Origin of the sequence: Nocardiopsis sp. NPDC058789 (genome assembly GCF_042745575.1) — a bacterium.
Lineage (GTDB): Bacteria > Actinomycetota > Actinomycetes > Streptosporangiales > Streptosporangiaceae > Nocardiopsis > Nocardiopsis eucommiae.
Map to the genome: position 1 here is coordinate 208811 of NZ_JBHYOW010000012.1, position 16517 is coordinate 225327.

Genomic DNA, 16517 nt, shown 5'->3' on the forward strand with positions numbered 1-16517 from the left:
TGGGCCTCCGCGCAGCGGAGGTCCAAAGAGACACAGCTACACCGGCCCCGTCATCTTCGACAGGCCTCCGGCCCCGGCGGGCAGGAACAGTGCGAAGGTGGTCGGCCGGGTCTGGACCAGCTCGACCCTCGCGCCCTCCGACTCGGCGATGTGGCGGGCCAGGGCGAGTCCGAGGCCGGTACCGCCGCCGCCGCTGACCTCGCGCTCGAAGATGCGACCGGACAGGTGCTCGGGGACTCCCTCGCCCTCGTCGCTGACCTCGACGCGCACGGACTGGCCGGTGTCGAGTCGGCGGATGGTCACCGTCCCCGCACCGTGCTTGTAGGCGTTCTCCACCAGTGTGGCCAGGATCTGGGCGAGGTCGGTGGGGACGGTCATGGCGGTCAGTCCGGGGTCTCCGGTGACGAGGAGCCGGCGCTTCTCCTGTTGGAAGACGGGCGACCACTCGGCCTGGAGGTGGTTGAGGACCGGGTCGAGCTCCACCGGTTCCACCTCGGGGTTCTGACTCTTGCGAGCGCGGCCGAGCAGGCTCTCGACGGTCTCCACGAGGCGTTCGGTCTGGGCGAGGGCGGCCTCGCCCTCCTCCCTGACCACCTGGGCGTTGTCGGACTCCGCGATGATCTCCTCCAACCGCATGGTGAGCGCGGTGAGCGGTGTGCGGAGCTGGTGCGAGGCGTCGGTGGCGAAGTGGCGTTCGGTGGCGATGAGCCCGGCGATGCGTTCGGCGCTGCGGTCCAGGACCTCCGCGACGCGGTCGGCCTCCGGGATGCCGTAGCGGTGCCCCCAGGGCGTGGTGACTCCGGAGCCGAGCCGTTCGGCGGTTGCGGCCAGGTCGACCAGCGGCAGGGTGAGGCGCCGGGCCTGGAACATGGACAGGCCCACGGCGACCCCGATGGCCAGCAGGGACAGCGAGGCGATGCCCAGCCAGGCGCGGACCACGCTCTCCTGGACCTCCTCGCCGTCACTCCACACCTCGACCCTCGTGTCGCGGCCGGTGGTGACGGTGGCCCTGAGCAGGCGCGGTGAGTCCACGGCCTCGGGGTTCAACGCGGGATCTCCCGCCGTCACGGCGGTCGGTTCGCCCGCGGGTGTGATGCGGACGAACCGGTTCGGGTGTTCCCGATCGAACTCGGCCAGGTCCAGCTCGCCGTGGAGCTCCAGCATGTTGTCGCTCTCGGCACCGATCAGCTCGGCCTCGCCCTCAAGCTGCCGGCTGGCCTCGTCATGCACCAGTTTGTAGGTGAGCGCACCCAGGGGCAGCCCGAGCAGCATGACGGCGATGACGGTCACCACCAGGGTGGAGAAAACCATCCGCCTGCGCATGTCACCTCACGTCCGTCCGACCCCCTGGGCGGTCGACGGGCAAGCGCGTCGAACCCAAGGTCGTGTCAGTCTCGTTCGAACCGGAACCCCACGCCCCGGACGGTCGTGATGTAGGAAGGCTGGTTGGCGTCGTCACCGAGTTTGCGGCGCAGCCACGAGATGTGCATGTCGAGGGTCTTGGTCGACCCCCACCAGTTGGTGTCCCACACCTCCCGCATGATCTGTTCACGGGTGACCACCTTGCCCGCGTCGCGCACGAGCACGCGCAGCAGGTCGAACTCCTTGGTGGTCAGTTGGAGCTCGCGGTCGCCCAGCCAGGCACGGCGCGAGTCGTTGTCGATGCGGACTCCGTGGACCACCGGCACCTCGGCCCCGCCACGCCGCAGCAGGGCGCGGACGCGGGCCAGGAGTTCGGCGAGCCTGAACGGCTTGGTCACGTAGTCGTCGGCTCCGGCGTCGAGGCCGACGACTGTGTCGACCTCGTCCGCTCGGGCGGTCAGGATGAGGATCGGCGTTCCGTGACCCTCGGCGCGGAGCCGACGTGCCACCTCAAGGCCGTCCATTTCGGGGAGCCCGAGATCCAGGACCATGAGGTCGATGTCTCCCGCACGGGCGCGGTCGAGTGTCTCAATGCCGTTGACGGTCACATCCACCGTGTAGCCCTCGCGTCGTAGTGCGCGCGCGAGAGGCTCGGAGATCGAGACATCGTCTTCGGCCAGCAAAACGCAGGTCATGGAGCCGATCGTAGGTCCAGGGTGGCGCATTTCCCTATTATGCGCGCCGGATGGCCCAAGGTTGGCCGAAAATACGCGAATCACATACCGGTCAAATAGTGCAAATGGTTACCAGGAGCTCTTTCTTTGCATGTTCTTGGTGAAACTGGGAGGCTCGACGGCGGGGTGTAGGAGTGCCCTTCGAAAGAACTCCAGGACAGCAGAGGAGCCCCAGGACGTGAATCCCCACCCGCCGCCGCCGGGCGGAAACGCATTCGGCTCTCCGCCCCGGGGCGCGCCGCAGGGCCCACCTCCTCCCCGGGGCCGGTACGGCACCGGCCTCGTCGCGGTGCTCGCCGTCATCGCCATCCTCGCCGGGGCCTCCTTCCTCGGCGGCGGGCTCGCGCTGGGCGGCGTCGTGACCAGCCGGATCGCCGCCGATCGGGAGTCCGATCCGCGACCCTCGCCGTCACCCTCCCCCTCGCCCGCACCCGAGGAGTCCCCGAGTCCGACCGAGGACCCCCTCCCCGGATCGGAGCCGGCCGAGGAGCCGAGTGACCTCCCCACGGAGGAGCCCCGGGAGAAGGTGACCGTCGAGGAGGTCATCTCCGAGCTCAGCGGTGACTACGGCATGAACGGGGGTCGGGACGTGACCGACGACCTCTGCGACGGCGGCGAGGAGGAGACCCTCTCCTGCACGAGCGCGATGGACACCAACGTCGCCCGCGTCATCGACTTCGACGACATCCTGACCGCCTCGATCGTCATCGTGAACCTGCGCTCCCAGGCGGAGGAGGACGACAACGACATGGTCGACGCCCAGAACGCCTGCCACATCGTGTTCATCTGGTTCGAGGGCGGCGACACGGACCAGTCCGAGCGCGACGACATGACCCGGGACGCCAGGTCCTTCGCTGGTTGCTGAGCCGCTTCCGATGATCCGCCGCGTCGTGACGTGTCCACTTGAACACTCTGGGTGATGATAGGGGTGGCAATGGTGGTGTTGGTGGTGGTTGACGGGCCCCAGGGCACGCGTCGTCCCCGCCGGGCCCGTCACTCAACTCGGACCCCGATCCCGGTCCGGGGACACGCGAGGAGTGCGGATGGTGCGTCGCGACGAGAAGGCCGGAAACCGACCCGGCGGCCCGAAGGGGCCGACCCGCCCGAGGGGGTGGCGGGAACAGGGGGCGTTCCCGGAGCCGAGCACGCGTCGGGGCGCTCCCCGCGCACTCACGCTGGCCCTGGCCCTGGCGGTCTGCCTGCCGACCGTTCTCGCGTCCCCGGCCGCCGGGCTCACCGTGGCGGAGGCCGTCCGGGTCGAGACCCCGGTGAACCCCCGGGACGACGAACCGACCAACGGACCACCCACCGGACGTCCCACCGGGCCGACCAACGGATCCCCCGGCGGGTCGCCCCCTCAGTCGACGGAGCCCTCGGCGGAACCGACCACCCCACCGCCGGTTCGACCGTCCTCGGAGCCGACGGCGCCACCGGACGCACCGGTCGCCGAGCCGACGGCCGCACCGACCGCGCAACCGGCCAACGAGCCGGCGGCCACGACGTTCTCCCGCCGCCACTACTACACCACCTGGCGTGACGCGCGGACCTACTGGTCCCAGGAGAGCCGGTACCCCACGGGCGGCTGGCTCTGGACCGGACGCCACTACTTCTTCTGCCAGGTGGAGGGCGAACCGCACTCCGACGGTGAGGACGCCTACTCGACCTGGTGGGCGCTGACCGACGACGACACCGGCAACCGCGACGTCTTCGTCAGCGCCACCGCCTTCCGGGACAACGAGCCCTGGAAGCCGATCGAGGGACTGCCGCACTGCTGATCCCTCCCCGGCCCCGAGCACGACGACGCGGGCCCGCCCGAGTCACCACTCGGGCGGGCCCGCGTTCACTGTGCGCCCGCGCTCGGCGGCGGACGGTGGGGGATCAGCCCCCGATCTCCCCGGTGCCCGTGGCCGACCGGCGCTTGCGGCTCAGGTAGAGGGCGCCGCCACCGGCGCCGATGGCGAGCACGGCGGCGACGATCAGGCTGGTCAGGGCCCCACCGGTGACCGGCAGGGTGCCGCCCTTCCCGTCGTCCGGGCTTCCGGGCTTCCCGCTGCCCGGGCCGTCGGTGGGACCACCCGTGGGGCCGTCGGTCGGGCTCGGACTCGGACTGGGGCTCGGGCTGGGTGAAGCGGGCGGTTCGGTCGGGTCCGTGTCGTCACCGCCGTCGTCACCTCCGGAGGGCACGGTGGCCTTCTCCCCGATCACGATGCGACCGGCGCCGCCCTCCGGGTAGTCCTCGGCGCTGATCCGGCCGTCGAGGGTTCCGGTGAGGAAGCGCTCCAGCGCCCCCTGGTAGGTGGAGCCCACCACGGTGAAGTCGGCGTCGCGGAACGGGTACATGTCGCCACCGGCCGCCGAGAAGTCGTTGGTGACGACCGAGATGGCGTCACCGTCCACGACCTCGCCGTCCTCGACGATGACCGTGCCGTCGTGCAGGATCGCGTTGCGCACCCGCTCTCCCGGGGTCGTCACCTCGCCGTCCTCGGTGACGACCTGCGCGGTCCGCTCCGGGTCGTAGGCGAAGTTGACCCCGGCGACCTGCATGAACCCGCCGTCGGCGGCGGGTGCGGAGGCCACCCCGCGCTCCAGGAGCTCCTTGATCTGGCCGCGCGGGATCTCGGGGACCACGGCGACCTGGTTGGCGAACGGCGCGACCGAGTAGGTGTCCAGCACGGTGAGCGGACCGGCCGGGATCACCGACGCGTTGCGGATGCCGCCGCCGTTCTGGATACCGATCCGCGGCTCGGGGACGCCGTACTCGTCAGCGTTGCGCCTGCCGGTGTCCAGCAGGGCGTCGGCCATGAGGCTGCCCAGGTTGGTCTCCTGCGTGCGCACGCCCGGGTTCTGGGTGCCGTCCAGGGCGACCTCGCTCCGCGCCACCTCGGTCTCGGCCAGCTCCGCGACGTAGTCGGTGACCGGCTTGGTCACCTGCGCCTCGACCTCGGGGTGCGGTTCCACGGCGTCGTCGCCCGTGCCGGAGACCCGCACCGGGCCGGAGCGGTCGCCCACGGTCAGGAGGTCGCCAGCGGCGTCGAAGTTGAGGACCAGACGGCCCACGTACTTGTAGTTGGAGCCCGCGGTGACGATCGGCACCGCGTCGCCGTCGGCGTTGTCCACCACCAGCGGGTAGGACAGCGGCTCGCCGGAGCCCGGGTGGACGGTGACCTCGTCGCCGGGGACCAGGGCGTCGTCGGGGTTGGCCATCACCTCGTGGCCGCCCCCGGCCACCATGGCGTCCACACCCGTCAGTTCCTTGGCGACCCGCTCCTCGTAGGTGATGTTCTGGAGGTGCGAGATGAGGATGATCTTGTCGACGTCCTCCGCCGTGAGACGGTCCACCTCGGCCTGGACCGGGCCGACGACCTCGTCGACCACGACGTCGCGCGGGCTGGTGATGGAGGCCAGCGGCGGGTACAGCGCGCCGACGATGCCGATCCGCTCGCCCTCGACCTCGGCGACGGTGCTCGGGGCGATCCGGCCCTCGGCCTCCAGGGCGGCCAGTGCGGCCTCACCGGAGACGTCCACGTTGGCGGCGACCACGGGGGTGCTCTCGGGCAGGGCGCCGATGAACTCGGCGTACACGTCGGGGCCGAAGTCGAACTCGTGGTTGCCCATGGAGATCGCGTCGTACTCCGCGTGGGAGGTGGCGATCGCGTCGTAGAACGGCGCGCCCTCCTCCCGGGAGGCGGCGAACTCCGGACCGGGCAGGTAGAGGTCTCCGGAGTTCACGGCGACCACGCCGCGGTGGGCCGACTCGCCGTCTCCGGCCTCGGTGCCCGCGTTCTCGCTGTCGCGGAGCTGGTCGAGCAGCGTCGTGTACCGCGCGGCTCCGCCGAAGTCCGGGTCGGCCGAGGCGTGCAGGAGCGCGGACTCGGGGTCGTTGCCGTGCAGCAGGGTGAGGGTGAACGCGGCTTCGCCCACAGGGGTGTCCGTGGGTGCGTACGCGCTGGCCGCGGGGGCCAGGGGCACCACCAGCGCGCCCGTCAGGATCAGTGCGCCGGTCGCGCGCACGAGTCTGGACATGTCTGCTGTGACTCCTTTGGGGGACTGTGCGGGGATTCCGCCCCGGGGGCGGGAGGGGTCGGAGTTTTTTCACCCTAGATGGGGACGGGTGTGGGGACACGGGCCGGGGGGTTACGATTTGCGGAATCTCCGTGTGCGTGCTGGTTCTCGACCCGAGACGGTAGCCCAGGGTCACCTGGGTTCGATTGCGGTCTCGTTCCGTAGTTGGTTTCGGACCGAACCGGGCCCGCGCCACCCACGGGCCCGCGCCCCCACGACGGTACGCCCCTACCATGGAGGGGACAGTCGGCTCGATTCCCTCGGAGGACGTCCGTGTTTCCCTCTGGCCAGGACCCGTACGACCCCGACTCGGGACAGGGTGGGGTGCCCTCGCAACGCGGGATGCCCGACTTCGACGCCCCTCATCTGGAGGCCCTGCGTCCCGACGCCCCCATGCCCCGCCGGGTCGTGACCGTCCGCACGCTGATGCTCGTCGGCGGCGTCAGCGGCCTCCTGCTCCTGCTCCTCTTCGTGATGGGGCTGTCCGCGCCCGCCGAGGTGATGGAGGAGGCCCTGGACGAGCAGGCCGCGCTCGCCGCCGAGCAGGGCGTGGCGCTGGCCTTCGACGCCGACATGATGCGTTCGTACATGGGGCTGATGGCCCTGGTGACCGGCGTCTACGGGACGCTGTCGGTGCTCGTCGCCACCCGGCTGCGCCGCCGCACCGTGGGGGTCTTCTGGAGCGCCCTGCTGTTCCAGGGGGCCGCCGCGGGCATCCTGCTGTGGGCCCTGCTCTCGGGCGAGCTCCTCGCGATCGTCCCGCTGGGCTTCGCCGCCGCCATGCTGGCCTTCATGTGGTCCAAGGAGAGCCGCGCCTACTTCGGCCTGCTCTGAGCGACCACTCGCGGGGCGGCAGCGGCTGCCGCACCGCGACCCTGGTCCAGTGGCGGTCCAGCAATCCGCGCACCCCCGCTTCCCCGGCGCCCGCCGGGGTACGGACCCCGCCCTCCGGGCCCTCCAGGTCGAGGACGGCGCGCAGCAGCTCCCCGGAGCGCGGGCGGTCGTCGGGGTCCTTGCTCAACGCCGCCACCACCAGCTTCTCCAGCCCCACGGGCAGGTAGCGCAGGTCGGGCTCCTCGGTGGTCACCCTCCGGGCCATCTCCCTCGGCGGCGCGGTCCCGAACGGATCGTGGCCCACGGAGGCGAAGGCCACCGTGGCGCCCCACAGGAACACGTCGGACCCGTGCGTGGTGGGTCGGCGCCGGTACTGCTCCGGGCTGATCCACCCGGGGGTGCCCCGGCGGTCGAGCATCCGGGCGGTGCGCTCGTCGGACAGCCCCGCCGGTGAGGGCAGTCCGAGCGCCCGGTAGGCCCGGCGCATCCGCCGCAGCCGCCGCCACTTGGTGGGGTCGGGGTCCTCCACGGCGTGCGCGATCCCGAAGTCCAGGAGCTTGGGCCCCCGCGCGGACAGCACCACGTTGCCGGGCTTGAGGTCGCGGTGCACCACTCCTGCCGCGTGCACGGCGCGCAGGGCCTCCGCCACGCCCGCCGCCAGCCCGAGCAGCATCCCGCCCCGCAGCCGCCCGAACCGTTCCACGTGGTGGCGCAGCGTCGGCCCCGGCACGTACTCGGTGATCATCCACGGTGGCTCCGCGCCCACGTCGGCACGTACGAACCGCGCCACACAGGGGCTGTCCACCCTGGCGAGCAGGCGCGCCTCGTGTGTGAACCGCTCTCGGAAGCGCCGGTCGTGGGCGAGCTCCGGGTGGGCCACCTTGACGGCCAGGTAGCCGTGGGCACCGGGTGACTCGGCGGCGTACACGGTGCCCATGCCCCCCGCGCCGACCCGGCCGCGCACCCGGTGCCCGCCGACTTCCCAGGGGTCCCCCGGTACGAGCGGAGCGAGCCTGCGTACACCGCGCGCCTTCATGGGCACTCCAACCGGACGTGGGGAGGTTCGAGCCGGATCATATCCGCGCGCCCCGTTCGGCGCCCGCCCCCGCGCGGCCCCGGGAGAGTCGTCCACAGGCCGGGGGAGGGGACTCCCGAAGGTCGGTGCGGTCTGACAGGCTCGAAGGGGACAGGGGGAGGGACATGACACCGGAACAGTTCATCGACGCGGCGCTGTGGTTTCCCGAGGCCCGGGAGAGCGAGCCCTTCGGGCCGGGAGCACTCGTCTACAAGGTGGCCGACCAGAAGATGTTCGCCCTGCTCACCGGTGGCACGGGCGGCGAGCGTGCGACCGTCAACCTCAAGTGCGACCCCGAACTCGCCCTGGAGCTGCGCGGGCGGTACCCCGCCGTCACACCGGGCTGGCACATGAACAAGCGGCACTGGAACTCCGTGCGGCTGGACGGCACCGTTCCCGACGACGAACTGCTGGAGATGCTGGCGCACTCCTACACCCGGGTGGCCGGAGGGCTGCGCAGAGCGGACCGCGACCGCGTGCTGGCCGTCCTCGGGGACGAGGCACCGCCGCTCCCAGGCACGGACGGCCGCTGAGAGGACGGGGAACGCCATGCCGACACCCGCGGGGGCGGTGGTCCAGGGCGTCCTGGAACGGATCACCTTCGCCAACGAGGAGAACGGCTACACCGTCGCCAAGGTCGACACCGGGCGCGGGGGCCACGACCTGCTGACCGTGGTCGGCTCCCTTCCCGGCGCCCAACCCGGCGAGTCACTGCGGATGTACGGCCGCTGGGGATCGCACCCCCAGTACGGCGGCCAGTTCCACGTGGACGACTTCACCACGGTGCTGCCCGCCACGGTGCAGGGCATCCGCCGCTACCTCGGTTCCGGTCTGATCAAGGGAATCGGGCCACGGATGGCCGAGCGGATCGTCGACCACTTCGGAGTCGACGCCCTCGACGTCATCGAGGAGGACCCCGCCCGGCTGATCGAGGTCCCCGGGCTGGGCCCCAAGCGCACCGGGCTCATCACCGACGCCTGGGAGGAGCAGAAGGCGATCAAGGAGGTGATGGTCTTCCTCCAGGGGGTCCAGGTCAGCACCTCGTTGGCGGTGCGGGTCTACAAGCGGTACGGCGACGACTCCATCCGGGTCGTCCAGGAGGAGCCCTACCGGCTGGCCTCGGACGTGTGGGGGATCGGTTTCCGGACCGCCGACACCATCGCCCGGGCGGTCGGGGTCCCGCACGACAGCCCGCAACGGGTGATGGCGGGCATCCAGTTCACCCTCTCGGAGTCCGCCGGCGACGGGCACTGCTTCCTGCCCGAGGAACGGCTCATCTCCGCCGCCGTGAAGATCCTCCAGGTGGAGGCGGGGCTGGTGATCGAGTGCCTTGCGGAGCTGGTCGCCGCCGAGGGCGTGGTCCGTGAGACCGTGCCCGACCCGGGGGGCGCGCCGGTCCGCGCGGTCTACCTGCTCCCCTTCCACCGCGCCGAGATCGGCCTGGCCTCCGGGCTGCGCTCCCTGCTGGAGACGCCGCTGGAGCGGCTGCCCGCCTTCACCGACGTGGACTGGCCCCGGGCCCTCGACTGGCTCGACCGGCGCTCCGACGCCACCCTGGCGGAGGCTCAGCGTGAGGCGGTGCGCACCGCGCTGACCAGGAAGGTCTGCGTGCTCACCGGAGGCCCGGGCTGCGGCAAGTCCTACACGGTGGCCTCCATCGTCGCCATGGCGTCGGTCAAGGACGCCAGGATCATCCTGGCGGCACCCACCGGACGCGCCGCCAAGCGGCTGACGGAGCTGACCGGCCACGAGGCCTCCACCGTCCACCGACTCCTCGAACTGCGCCCCGGCGGCGAGGCGGCGCACGACCGCGACCACCCCCTGGACTGCGACCTCCTCGTGGTGGACGAGGCCTCGATGCTCGACCTGATCCTGGCCAACAAGCTGGTCAAGGCGGTTCCCCCCGGGGCGCACGTGGTGTTCGTCGGTGACGTGGACCAGCTGCCGTCGGTGGGCGCCGGACAGGTCCTGCGCGACCTGATGGAGGAGGGCTCCCCCGTCCCGCGGGTGCGCCTGACCCACGTGTTCCGCCAGGCCCAGCAGTCCGGTGTGGTCACCAACGCCCACCGGATCAACCAGGGGGAGGCGCCCGAGTTCCAGGGGATGTCCGACTTCTTCCTGTTCGACTGCGACGAGGCCGAGGACGCCGCCGAGACCGTGGTGGACGTGGTCGCCCGTCGCATCCCCCGCCGCTTCTCCCTGGACCCCCGTCGTGACGTGCAGGTCCTCACCCCCATGAAGGGCGGACCGGCCGGTGCCGTCAACCTCAACGCCGCGCTCCAGGACGCTCTGACCCCGCCGGGAGAACACGTTCCCGAGCGCCGACTGGGCGGCCGGGTGTACCGGGTGGGGGACAAGGTCACCCAGGTACGCAACAACTACGACAAGGGAGCGAACGGGGTCTTCAACGGGACCCTGGGGGTGGTCACCGGCATCGACCAGGTGGCCCAGGAACTGACCGTGCGCACGGACGAGGACGAGGAGGTCACCTACGACTTCGCGGAGCTCGACGAACTCGCCCACGCCTACGCCGTCACCGTCCACCGTTCCCAGGGCAGTGAGTACCCGGCCGTGGTCATCCCCGTCACCACCTCGGCCTGGATGATGCTCCAACGCAACCTGCTCTACACCGGGATCACCCGGGCCAGGAGACTGGTCGTGCTGGTGGGATCCCGCCGGGCCCTGGACCGCGCGGTCGCCAACGCCTCCTCGGGACGGCGGTACACCTCCCTCGCCCACCGACTGATCGGACCCCCGGCCGACGTCTCCGCCTGAGCCCCGCCCAGGGGAGCCCTTCACCCGTCCCGAAACTCGCATTCATGGACATAGGCGTATTTCATTCGTGAGTTTCCTATTCCAGACTTTGTGCGCCACTTTCCAGTGCCGAGAATTTCTGTCCGGGAAACGCCTGACTGTTCCGATTACATGGTTCATCATGGGGGTATGGACGGACTCGAACCCCCGTCCGGGAAATGAAGCCAAGGAGCAGTGCCCACGACTGTTCGGGTTGGTCCGCGCGACGTTCGCGGATGACCCCGAGGTTCGCGGTGGCCCCTCGACCCCCGAACACCGTGGTGGTCTCGGCTGAGGCGACCCCAGGCCTTCGCCGTTCCCCGGGTCGATCGGGAACCACCGAAGAGAATCGCACCCCACGTTCCATAAGACCCCCGGCGCCTCGAACGGGCCCCTTCCTCGTGGAAGTGGGCCGATGAGGGAATGCCGCAACAAAGGGAGCGCCATGACCTTCAAGAACATATTCGGCAACGGAGGAAACGAGGCGGGGTCCGCCGAGGAGTCCGCCCGGAACCTGCACGACAGGGTTCCGGGGGCCCGCCCCGAGTGGGAGGGCGTCGACCCCGAGCTCCTCGACGGGATCCCCGAGATCCAGCGCGATCCGAAGCTCGTCCGCGAGACCTCGCCGGAGGCGCTGGAGATCCTGACCAACTTCGTCACCCCCCTGTTCGGGAACACCCGGACGGTCGCGACCGAGCAGCGGGACGCCAGCGAGAACCCCGAGTCGACCACCGGAATGGCCTCCTCCGCCAAGGACCAGGCCTTCACGAAGGTGCGCGTGCGGGTCGAGGAGGAGGACGAGCCGAGGATCAGCGCCGAGGAGCGGGAGGGGCTGAAGAAGGACAACGAGGAGTCGACAGCGAACGTCCGTGGCTCCGACCGCAGGCCGCCCGGACAGTGACCCAGCGGCCGCGCCGTTCGCGAACGGCCCCGGCAGCACCGACTGACATCGCGTCCCGTCACCATAGAAGGAGAAGGCCATGGGCGGCCCCACGAAGAACCATGTGAGTACGACCCGTCTGGGAGAACGCTTCATCCGCCACCCGATGACGGGGCGGAATCTGAGGGAGCTCGACATCGCCGCCAAGGCGCCGGTCATCCTGGAGCGGGACCGGGAGAAGCTGAGGCGCAGGGCGGAGCGCAGGACCTCCGACGGCAAGGACCGGTACGTGTACCCCACCGGCTTCTCCCTGAACAAGGGGCGGTTCGGGGACTACCCGGGCCGGGAGGACACGGCCCACCAACGCGAGTGGCGCGCCTACATGACGGTGGGTGTGCCTCTCGTCGAGGAGCGCGGGGACATCACGCAGCCGCCGCCTGACGTCGTCTCCAAGCAGACGTACGTCAACCGGACCGACCCCACCCCCACGACCTGGTCGCACACGGTCCAGTTCTCGATCTCGAACACGATCAGCTGGTCGCTCCAGGGGCAGGTCCAGCTCACCTTCGGCGCGAAGGCCACCGCCTCCCTGCAGCAGCAGCTCCAGAAGAGCATGGCCCTGAACAACTCCCAGAAGACCACCCTGAAGAACAGCAAGGACAACCAGGGCGTCGACACGGAGTCCCAGTCGCAGACGACGAGCACGACCACGGCCACGGGGACCGCGACGGGCACCGGGGAGGTGTCGGCCCAGCTGATGCTCGGGATCACCGGCTCGGTCAGCGGCTCACTGACCACCGGGTTCACGACGTCCTCCACCCTGAGCGGTGAGGTCGGCAGCCGGGTCGACGTGCTGGCCACACAACGGCGCCAGGTGCGCCGGTTCGACTACGAGTTCCCCATCACCTTCGGCGGCTGGGTCGCTCTGTACTATCCCGAGCCGGTGGAGGTGAAGGAGGTGCGTCCCGCCGGGCCGCAGTCCACGAACCCCCGGTACTCCAACGTGCTCGCGTGGAGGATCAACGAGACCGGCAAGGAGACGGAGGCCTTCGACCTCACCGATGACGGCAGGCCCTTCATGCAGAGGGGCGAGGCCGAGGTCGTCTCCACCCTGGCGGGGGAGCACGAGGTCTTCGAGCTGGAGAACCTCGTCTTCGAGGAGAAGCACCACCCCCTCCACCAGGTCGACCTGGCACGACCGGAGGCCCCGAAGGCGACCCCCGACGAGGTCGCCACGGGGCTGGGCAGGGCCGAGGGCCTCGCCCTGGACCCGGACGGACGGAGGGCGTACGTGGTCGAGCGCGGTCGCGGTGGACGGCTCCACAAGGTGGACCTCGACAGCGGCGCGACGGAGTGGGTCGCGGAGGGCCTGGGAGACACCAACGACGTGGCGCTGGACCTGCCCCGGGACAGGGCCTTCCTCGCCGACCACAACCACCGGCGCGTGATCACGGTGAACCTCTCCGACCACTCCGCCGCCCCCGTCACGGTCGTCGAGGGTCCGTACGCCTACGGCGTCGCACTGGACCCGTCACACGAGCGGCTGTACGTCAGTGACCTCGCGGCCGGGAGGCTGATCGAGTACGACCTGAGCGGCGGTGCGGTCGAGGAGCGGCGCGGTTGGCCGGTGCCGAGGGCCGCCGGGGTGACGCTGAGCGGTGGCAGGGCCTATGTCGGCCAGTACGACAGGGGCGAGCTCTACGAGATCGATCTGACGGCGGAGGACCCCACCCCACTGAGGGTGGCCACCGCCCTGGGACAGAGCGTCCGTGTGGCCTCGGACGGCGCGGCCCACGCCTACGTCGCCGATCCGGCGGGCGGCAGGCTGCACGAGGTCGTCCTGACCGAAGGCGAGGACAGGGGCCTCCAGCGGGCCGCGGCCGAGGACCTCGGAGCGGTCTGCGGAGTCGGGCTGGACCACGCCCGCGACGTTGTGTACGTCAGCAGCCGGCAGGGCAGGCTGCTGCGGATCTCCGGGGTGTTGAACGCCTCCGCTCCGGAGGCGTAGAGGGCGGTCCTGGGTCGTCGTCGCGGCTTCTCACGGAAGCCCACCGACACCACAGGGGATCGGAGGTCGGGGAACCCGGTGGACGGGTTTCCCGACCACGCCCCGGGCGGGCCGCGAGGCCCTAGGGTGGTTTCCCGTGGGAGAGACACTGATCGTGGTGGGCGCGGCCATCATCCGAGACGGACACGTCCTGGCCGCCCAGCGAGCCGAACCCGAGCGCCTGCGCGGCCTGTGGGAGTTCCCCGGCGGCAAGACCGAGCCGGGGGAGACCCCCGCCCAGGCGTTGGTGCGCGAGTGCCGGGAGGAACTGGGCGTCACCGTCCGGGCCGGGGAACCGGTCGGCGCCGACGTGCCCTTCCCCGCGCCCTCCGACGGCCACACCCGCCCCGCCGTCCTGCGCCTGCTGCGGGCCGAGCTGCTCGCCGGGGAGCCCCGGGCGCTGGAGCACCGGGCGGTCCGCTGGGTGCCCGACGAGGGGCTCCGGGACCTCGACTGGATGCCCGCCGACGTCCCCTTCCTGGCGGCTCTCTCACCGCTCCTCCGGACGCGCGAAACCCCGTACTGACAGGGTTTCCGGGCGATCCGAGGACCCCGGGCCGCACCCCTTCCAGGGTGACGAAACTAACCGGGGTGGCCTGTACGTATCCCAACCAGCCCGCTATGACCGCATAAACTGGCTACGGGCCGTGGCACTCTGCGGTCTCTACCCAGTACAGGAGATCGAGACTTAAGCATGTCCAGCGCTACGCCCGTCGAGGGCTCCGCCCGCCGCAGTGACCTGCGCAACGTCGCCATCGTGGCTCACGTCGACCACGGCAAGACGACCCTCGTTGACGCCATGCTCTGGCAGTCCGGAGTCTTCCGGGAGAACCAGGATGTCGACGACCGTGTGATGGACTCCAACGACCTGGAGCGCGAGAAGGGCATCACCATTCTCGCGAAGAACACGGCGGTGCACTACACCACGCCCGAGGGCGAGGACGTGGTCATCAACATCATCGACACCCCCGGCCACGCCGACTTCGGTGGCGAGGTCGAGCGCGGTCTGTCGATGGTGGACGGTGTCGTCCTCCTCGTCGACGCCAGTGAGGGCCCCCTCCCGCAGACCCGCTTCGTGCTCCGCAAGGCCCTCGCGGCCAAGCTCCCCGTCATCCTCGTGATCAACAAGGTGGACCGGCCCGACAGCCGGATCGCCGAGGTCGTGGACGACACCTACGAGCTGTTCATGGACCTGGACGCCGACGAGTCGCAGATCGAGTTCCCGATCGTCTACACGTGCGCCCGTGACGGCAAGGCCTCCCTGGAGCGCCCCGCCAACGGCACCGTGCCCGACAACGACAACCTCGTCCCGCTGTTCTCCACCATCCTGGACACGATCCCGGCCCCCGAGTACGTCCCCGACGCGCCCCTCCAGGCCCACGTCACCAACCTGGACGCCTCCCCCTTCCTCGGCCGTCTGGCCCTGGTCCGGGTCCAGCAGGGCGAGCTCCGCAAGGGCCAGCAGGTCGCGTGGATCCGCACCGACGGCACCACCCAGCAGGTCAAGATCACCGAGCTGCTCATGACCGAGGGTCTGGAGCGCAAGCCCGCCGAGAAGGCCGGCCCCGGTGACATCGCGGCCATCGCGGGCATCGAGGAGATCATGATCGGTGAGACCCTCGCCGACCCCGAGAACCCCGTGGCGCTGCCGCTCATCAAGGTGGACGAGCCCGCCATCTCCATGACCATCGGCACCAACAACTCGCCGCTGGTCGGCAAGGTCAAGGGCGCCAAGGTCACGGCCCGCCTGGTCAAGGACCGCCTGGAGAAGGAGCTCATCGGCAACGTCTCCCTGCGCGTGCTCCCGACCGAGCGTCCCGACACCTGGGAGGTGCAGGGCCGTGGCGAGCTGGCGCTGGCCATCCTGGTCGAGCAGATGCGCCGTGAGGGCTACGAGCTGACCGTGGGCAAGCCCCAGGTGGTCACCAAGAACATCGACGGCAAGGTGCACGAGCCGGTCGAGCGCCTCACCGTGGACGCGCCCGAGGAGTACATGGGCGCCATCACCCAGCTCCTGAGCGTCCGCAAGGGCCGTATGGAGAACATGGTCAACCACGGCACCGGCTGGGTCCGCATGGACTGGCTGGTCCCGTCCCGCGGCCTCATCGGCTTCCGGACCGAGTTCCTCACCGAGACGCGCGGCACCGGCATCGCCAACCACGTCTTCGAGAAGTTCGAGCCCTGGTTCGGTGACATCCGTTCCCGGCCGAACGGCTCCCTGGTCGCCGACCGCGCCGGTGTGGCCGTCGCGTTCGCGATGTTCAACCTCCAGGAGCGCGGCACGCTGTTCGTCGAGCCCACCACCGAGGTGTACGAGGGCATGATCGTCGGCGAGAACTCGCGCTCCGACGACATGGACGTCAACATCACCAAGGAGAAGAAGCTCACCAACATGCGTTCGGCCACCGGCGACGAGCTCGTCCGCCTGGTGCCGCCGCGCAAGCTCTCCCTGGAGCAGGCCCTGGAGTTCTGCCGCGAGGACGAGTGCGTCGAGGTGACGCCCGAGAACGTCCGCATCCGCAAGGTCATCCTCGACCAGAAGGAGCGCGGCCGGATCACGGCGAACCGGAAGCGCCAGCAGCAGTAGGCGGCGGACGGGGGACGGTCGGTCCTCCGGTTCCCGGAGCGGGGGGGGGGGGGGGGGGCCCCCCCCCCCCCCCCCGGGGGGCAGACACACCACAGGGGAAAAAAGATGACGTTGTAGTTTTAAAAAAAGAACCGGGCCACGAC

At 70.5% G+C, this 16517-nt stretch carries 13 protein-coding genes; 9 read left to right on the forward strand and 4 right to left on the reverse strand.

The features are described 5' to 3' along the window. Positions 1 to 36 precede the first annotated feature (36 nt). Together ACFW3L_RS19520 and ACFW3L_RS19525 are read right to left on the reverse strand one after the other, a co-directional pair. A complete protein-coding gene (locus tag ACFW3L_RS19520; protein WP_378742424.1) occupies positions 37 to 1323 on the reverse strand; it encodes a sensor histidine kinase in 1287 nt (428 codons plus the stop codon). A gap of 65 nt (positions 1324 to 1388) precedes the next feature. Beyond that, positions 1389 to 2057, reverse strand: coding sequence for a response regulator transcription factor (locus ACFW3L_RS19525; protein WP_026128827.1), 669 nt, complete (start codon positions 2055 to 2057; stop codon positions 1389 to 1391). Positions 2058 to 2274: 217 nt separating this feature from the next. Between ACFW3L_RS19525 and ACFW3L_RS19530 the strand changes: the two genes are divergently transcribed. Further along, positions 2275 to 2961, forward strand: a complete 687-nt coding sequence (locus ACFW3L_RS19530; RefSeq protein ID WP_378742427.1) for a hypothetical protein — start codon at positions 2275 to 2277, stop codon at positions 2959 to 2961. Positions 2962 to 3139: 178 nt separating this feature from the next. Further along, a complete protein-coding gene (locus ACFW3L_RS19535) occupies positions 3140 to 3871 on the forward strand; it encodes a hypothetical protein (RefSeq protein WP_378742429.1) in 732 nt (243 codons plus the stop codon). A gap of 103 nt (positions 3872 to 3974) precedes the next feature. On the opposite strand, the gene ACFW3L_RS19540 is transcribed toward ACFW3L_RS19535, so the two are convergent. Further along, entirely contained in the window at positions 3975 to 6119 is a 2145-nt protein-coding gene (locus ACFW3L_RS19540) for a 5'-nucleotidase C-terminal domain-containing protein (protein ID WP_378742431.1), read from the reverse strand. 381 nt (positions 6120 to 6500) lie between these two features. Between ACFW3L_RS19540 and ACFW3L_RS19545 the strand changes: the two genes are divergently transcribed. After that, entirely contained in the window at positions 6501 to 6992 is a 492-nt protein-coding gene (locus tag ACFW3L_RS19545; protein ID WP_378742433.1) for a hypothetical protein, read from the forward strand. Here ACFW3L_RS19545 and ACFW3L_RS19550 read toward each other — a convergent pair. Continuing rightward, a complete protein-coding gene (locus ACFW3L_RS19550; protein ID WP_378742435.1) occupies positions 6949 to 8028 on the reverse strand; it encodes a serine/threonine-protein kinase in 1080 nt (359 codons plus the stop codon). The two genes, ACFW3L_RS19545 and ACFW3L_RS19550, sit on opposite strands and share 44 nt — an antisense overlap. 164 nt (positions 8029 to 8192) lie before the next feature. Between ACFW3L_RS19550 and ACFW3L_RS19555 the strand changes: the two genes are divergently transcribed. The 6 genes from ACFW3L_RS19555 to typA all read left to right on the forward strand — a co-directional run bounded on the left by ACFW3L_RS19555 (position 8193) and on the right by typA (position 16374). Next, positions 8193 to 8600 (forward strand): MmcQ/YjbR family DNA-binding protein, encoded by a 408-nt coding sequence (locus ACFW3L_RS19555; RefSeq protein ID WP_352388416.1) that lies wholly within the window; start codon positions 8193 to 8195, stop codon positions 8598 to 8600. Between the two features lie 16 nt (positions 8601 to 8616). Continuing rightward, positions 8617 to 10842 carry an ATP-dependent RecD-like DNA helicase gene (locus ACFW3L_RS19560; RefSeq protein ID WP_378742437.1) on the forward strand — a complete coding sequence of 742 codons (2226 nt, stop codon included), beginning with the start codon at positions 8617 to 8619 and terminating at the stop codon, positions 10840 to 10842. Positions 10843 to 11305: 463 nt separating this feature from the next. Next, positions 11306 to 11761 (forward strand): hypothetical protein, encoded by a 456-nt coding sequence (locus ACFW3L_RS19565; protein ID WP_378742439.1) that lies wholly within the window; start codon positions 11306 to 11308, stop codon positions 11759 to 11761. A gap of 79 nt (positions 11762 to 11840) precedes the next feature. Beyond that, positions 11841 to 13748 (forward strand): YncE family protein, encoded by a 1908-nt coding sequence (locus ACFW3L_RS19570; protein ID WP_378742441.1) that lies wholly within the window; start codon positions 11841 to 11843, stop codon positions 13746 to 13748. Between the two features lie 136 nt (positions 13749 to 13884). Further along, positions 13885 to 14313 carry a (deoxy)nucleoside triphosphate pyrophosphohydrolase gene (locus tag ACFW3L_RS19575; RefSeq protein ID WP_378742443.1) on the forward strand — a complete coding sequence of 143 codons (429 nt, stop codon included), beginning with the start codon at positions 13885 to 13887 and terminating at the stop codon, positions 14311 to 14313. 168 nt (positions 14314 to 14481) lie between these two features. Then, positions 14482 to 16374, forward strand: a complete 1893-nt coding sequence (gene typA / locus ACFW3L_RS19580) for a translational GTPase TypA (RefSeq protein WP_378742445.1) — start codon at positions 14482 to 14484, stop codon at positions 16372 to 16374. The last annotated feature ends 143 nt before the right edge of the window (positions 16375 to 16517 follow it).

Bases quoted from the DNA above. Each gene is read 5' to 3' on its own strand.
- ACFW3L_RS19520 (WP_378742424.1), bottom strand. From the start codon at position 1,323: ATGCGCAGGCGGATGGTTTTCTCCACCCTGGTGGTGACCGTCATCGCC.
- ACFW3L_RS19525 (WP_026128827.1), bottom strand. From the start codon at position 2,057: ATGACCTGCGTTTTGCTGGCCGAAGACGATGTCTCGATCTCCGAGCCT.
- ACFW3L_RS19535 (WP_378742429.1), top strand. From the start codon at position 3,140: ATGGTGCGTCGCGACGAGAAGGCCGGAAACCGACCCGGCGGCCCGAAG.
- ACFW3L_RS19540 (WP_378742431.1), bottom strand. From the start codon at position 6,119: ATGTCCAGACTCGTGCGCGCGACCGGCGCACTGATCCTGACGGGCGCG.
- ACFW3L_RS19545 (WP_378742433.1), top strand. From the start codon at position 6,501: ATGCCCGACTTCGACGCCCCTCATCTGGAGGCCCTGCGTCCCGACGCC.
- ACFW3L_RS19550 (WP_378742435.1), bottom strand. From the start codon at position 8,028: ATGAAGGCGCGCGGTGTACGCAGGCTCGCTCCGCTCGTACCGGGGGAC.
- ACFW3L_RS19555 (WP_352388416.1), top strand. From the start codon at position 8,193: ATGACACCGGAACAGTTCATCGACGCGGCGCTGTGGTTTCCCGAGGCC.
- ACFW3L_RS19560 (WP_378742437.1), top strand. From the start codon at position 8,617: ATGCCGACACCCGCGGGGGCGGTGGTCCAGGGCGTCCTGGAACGGATC.
- ACFW3L_RS19565 (WP_378742439.1), top strand. From the start codon at position 11,306: ATGACCTTCAAGAACATATTCGGCAACGGAGGAAACGAGGCGGGGTCC.
- ACFW3L_RS19570 (WP_378742441.1), top strand. From the start codon at position 11,841: ATGGGCGGCCCCACGAAGAACCATGTGAGTACGACCCGTCTGGGAGAA.
- typA (WP_378742445.1), top strand. From the start codon at position 14,482: ATGTCCAGCGCTACGCCCGTCGAGGGCTCCGCCCGCCGCAGTGACCTG.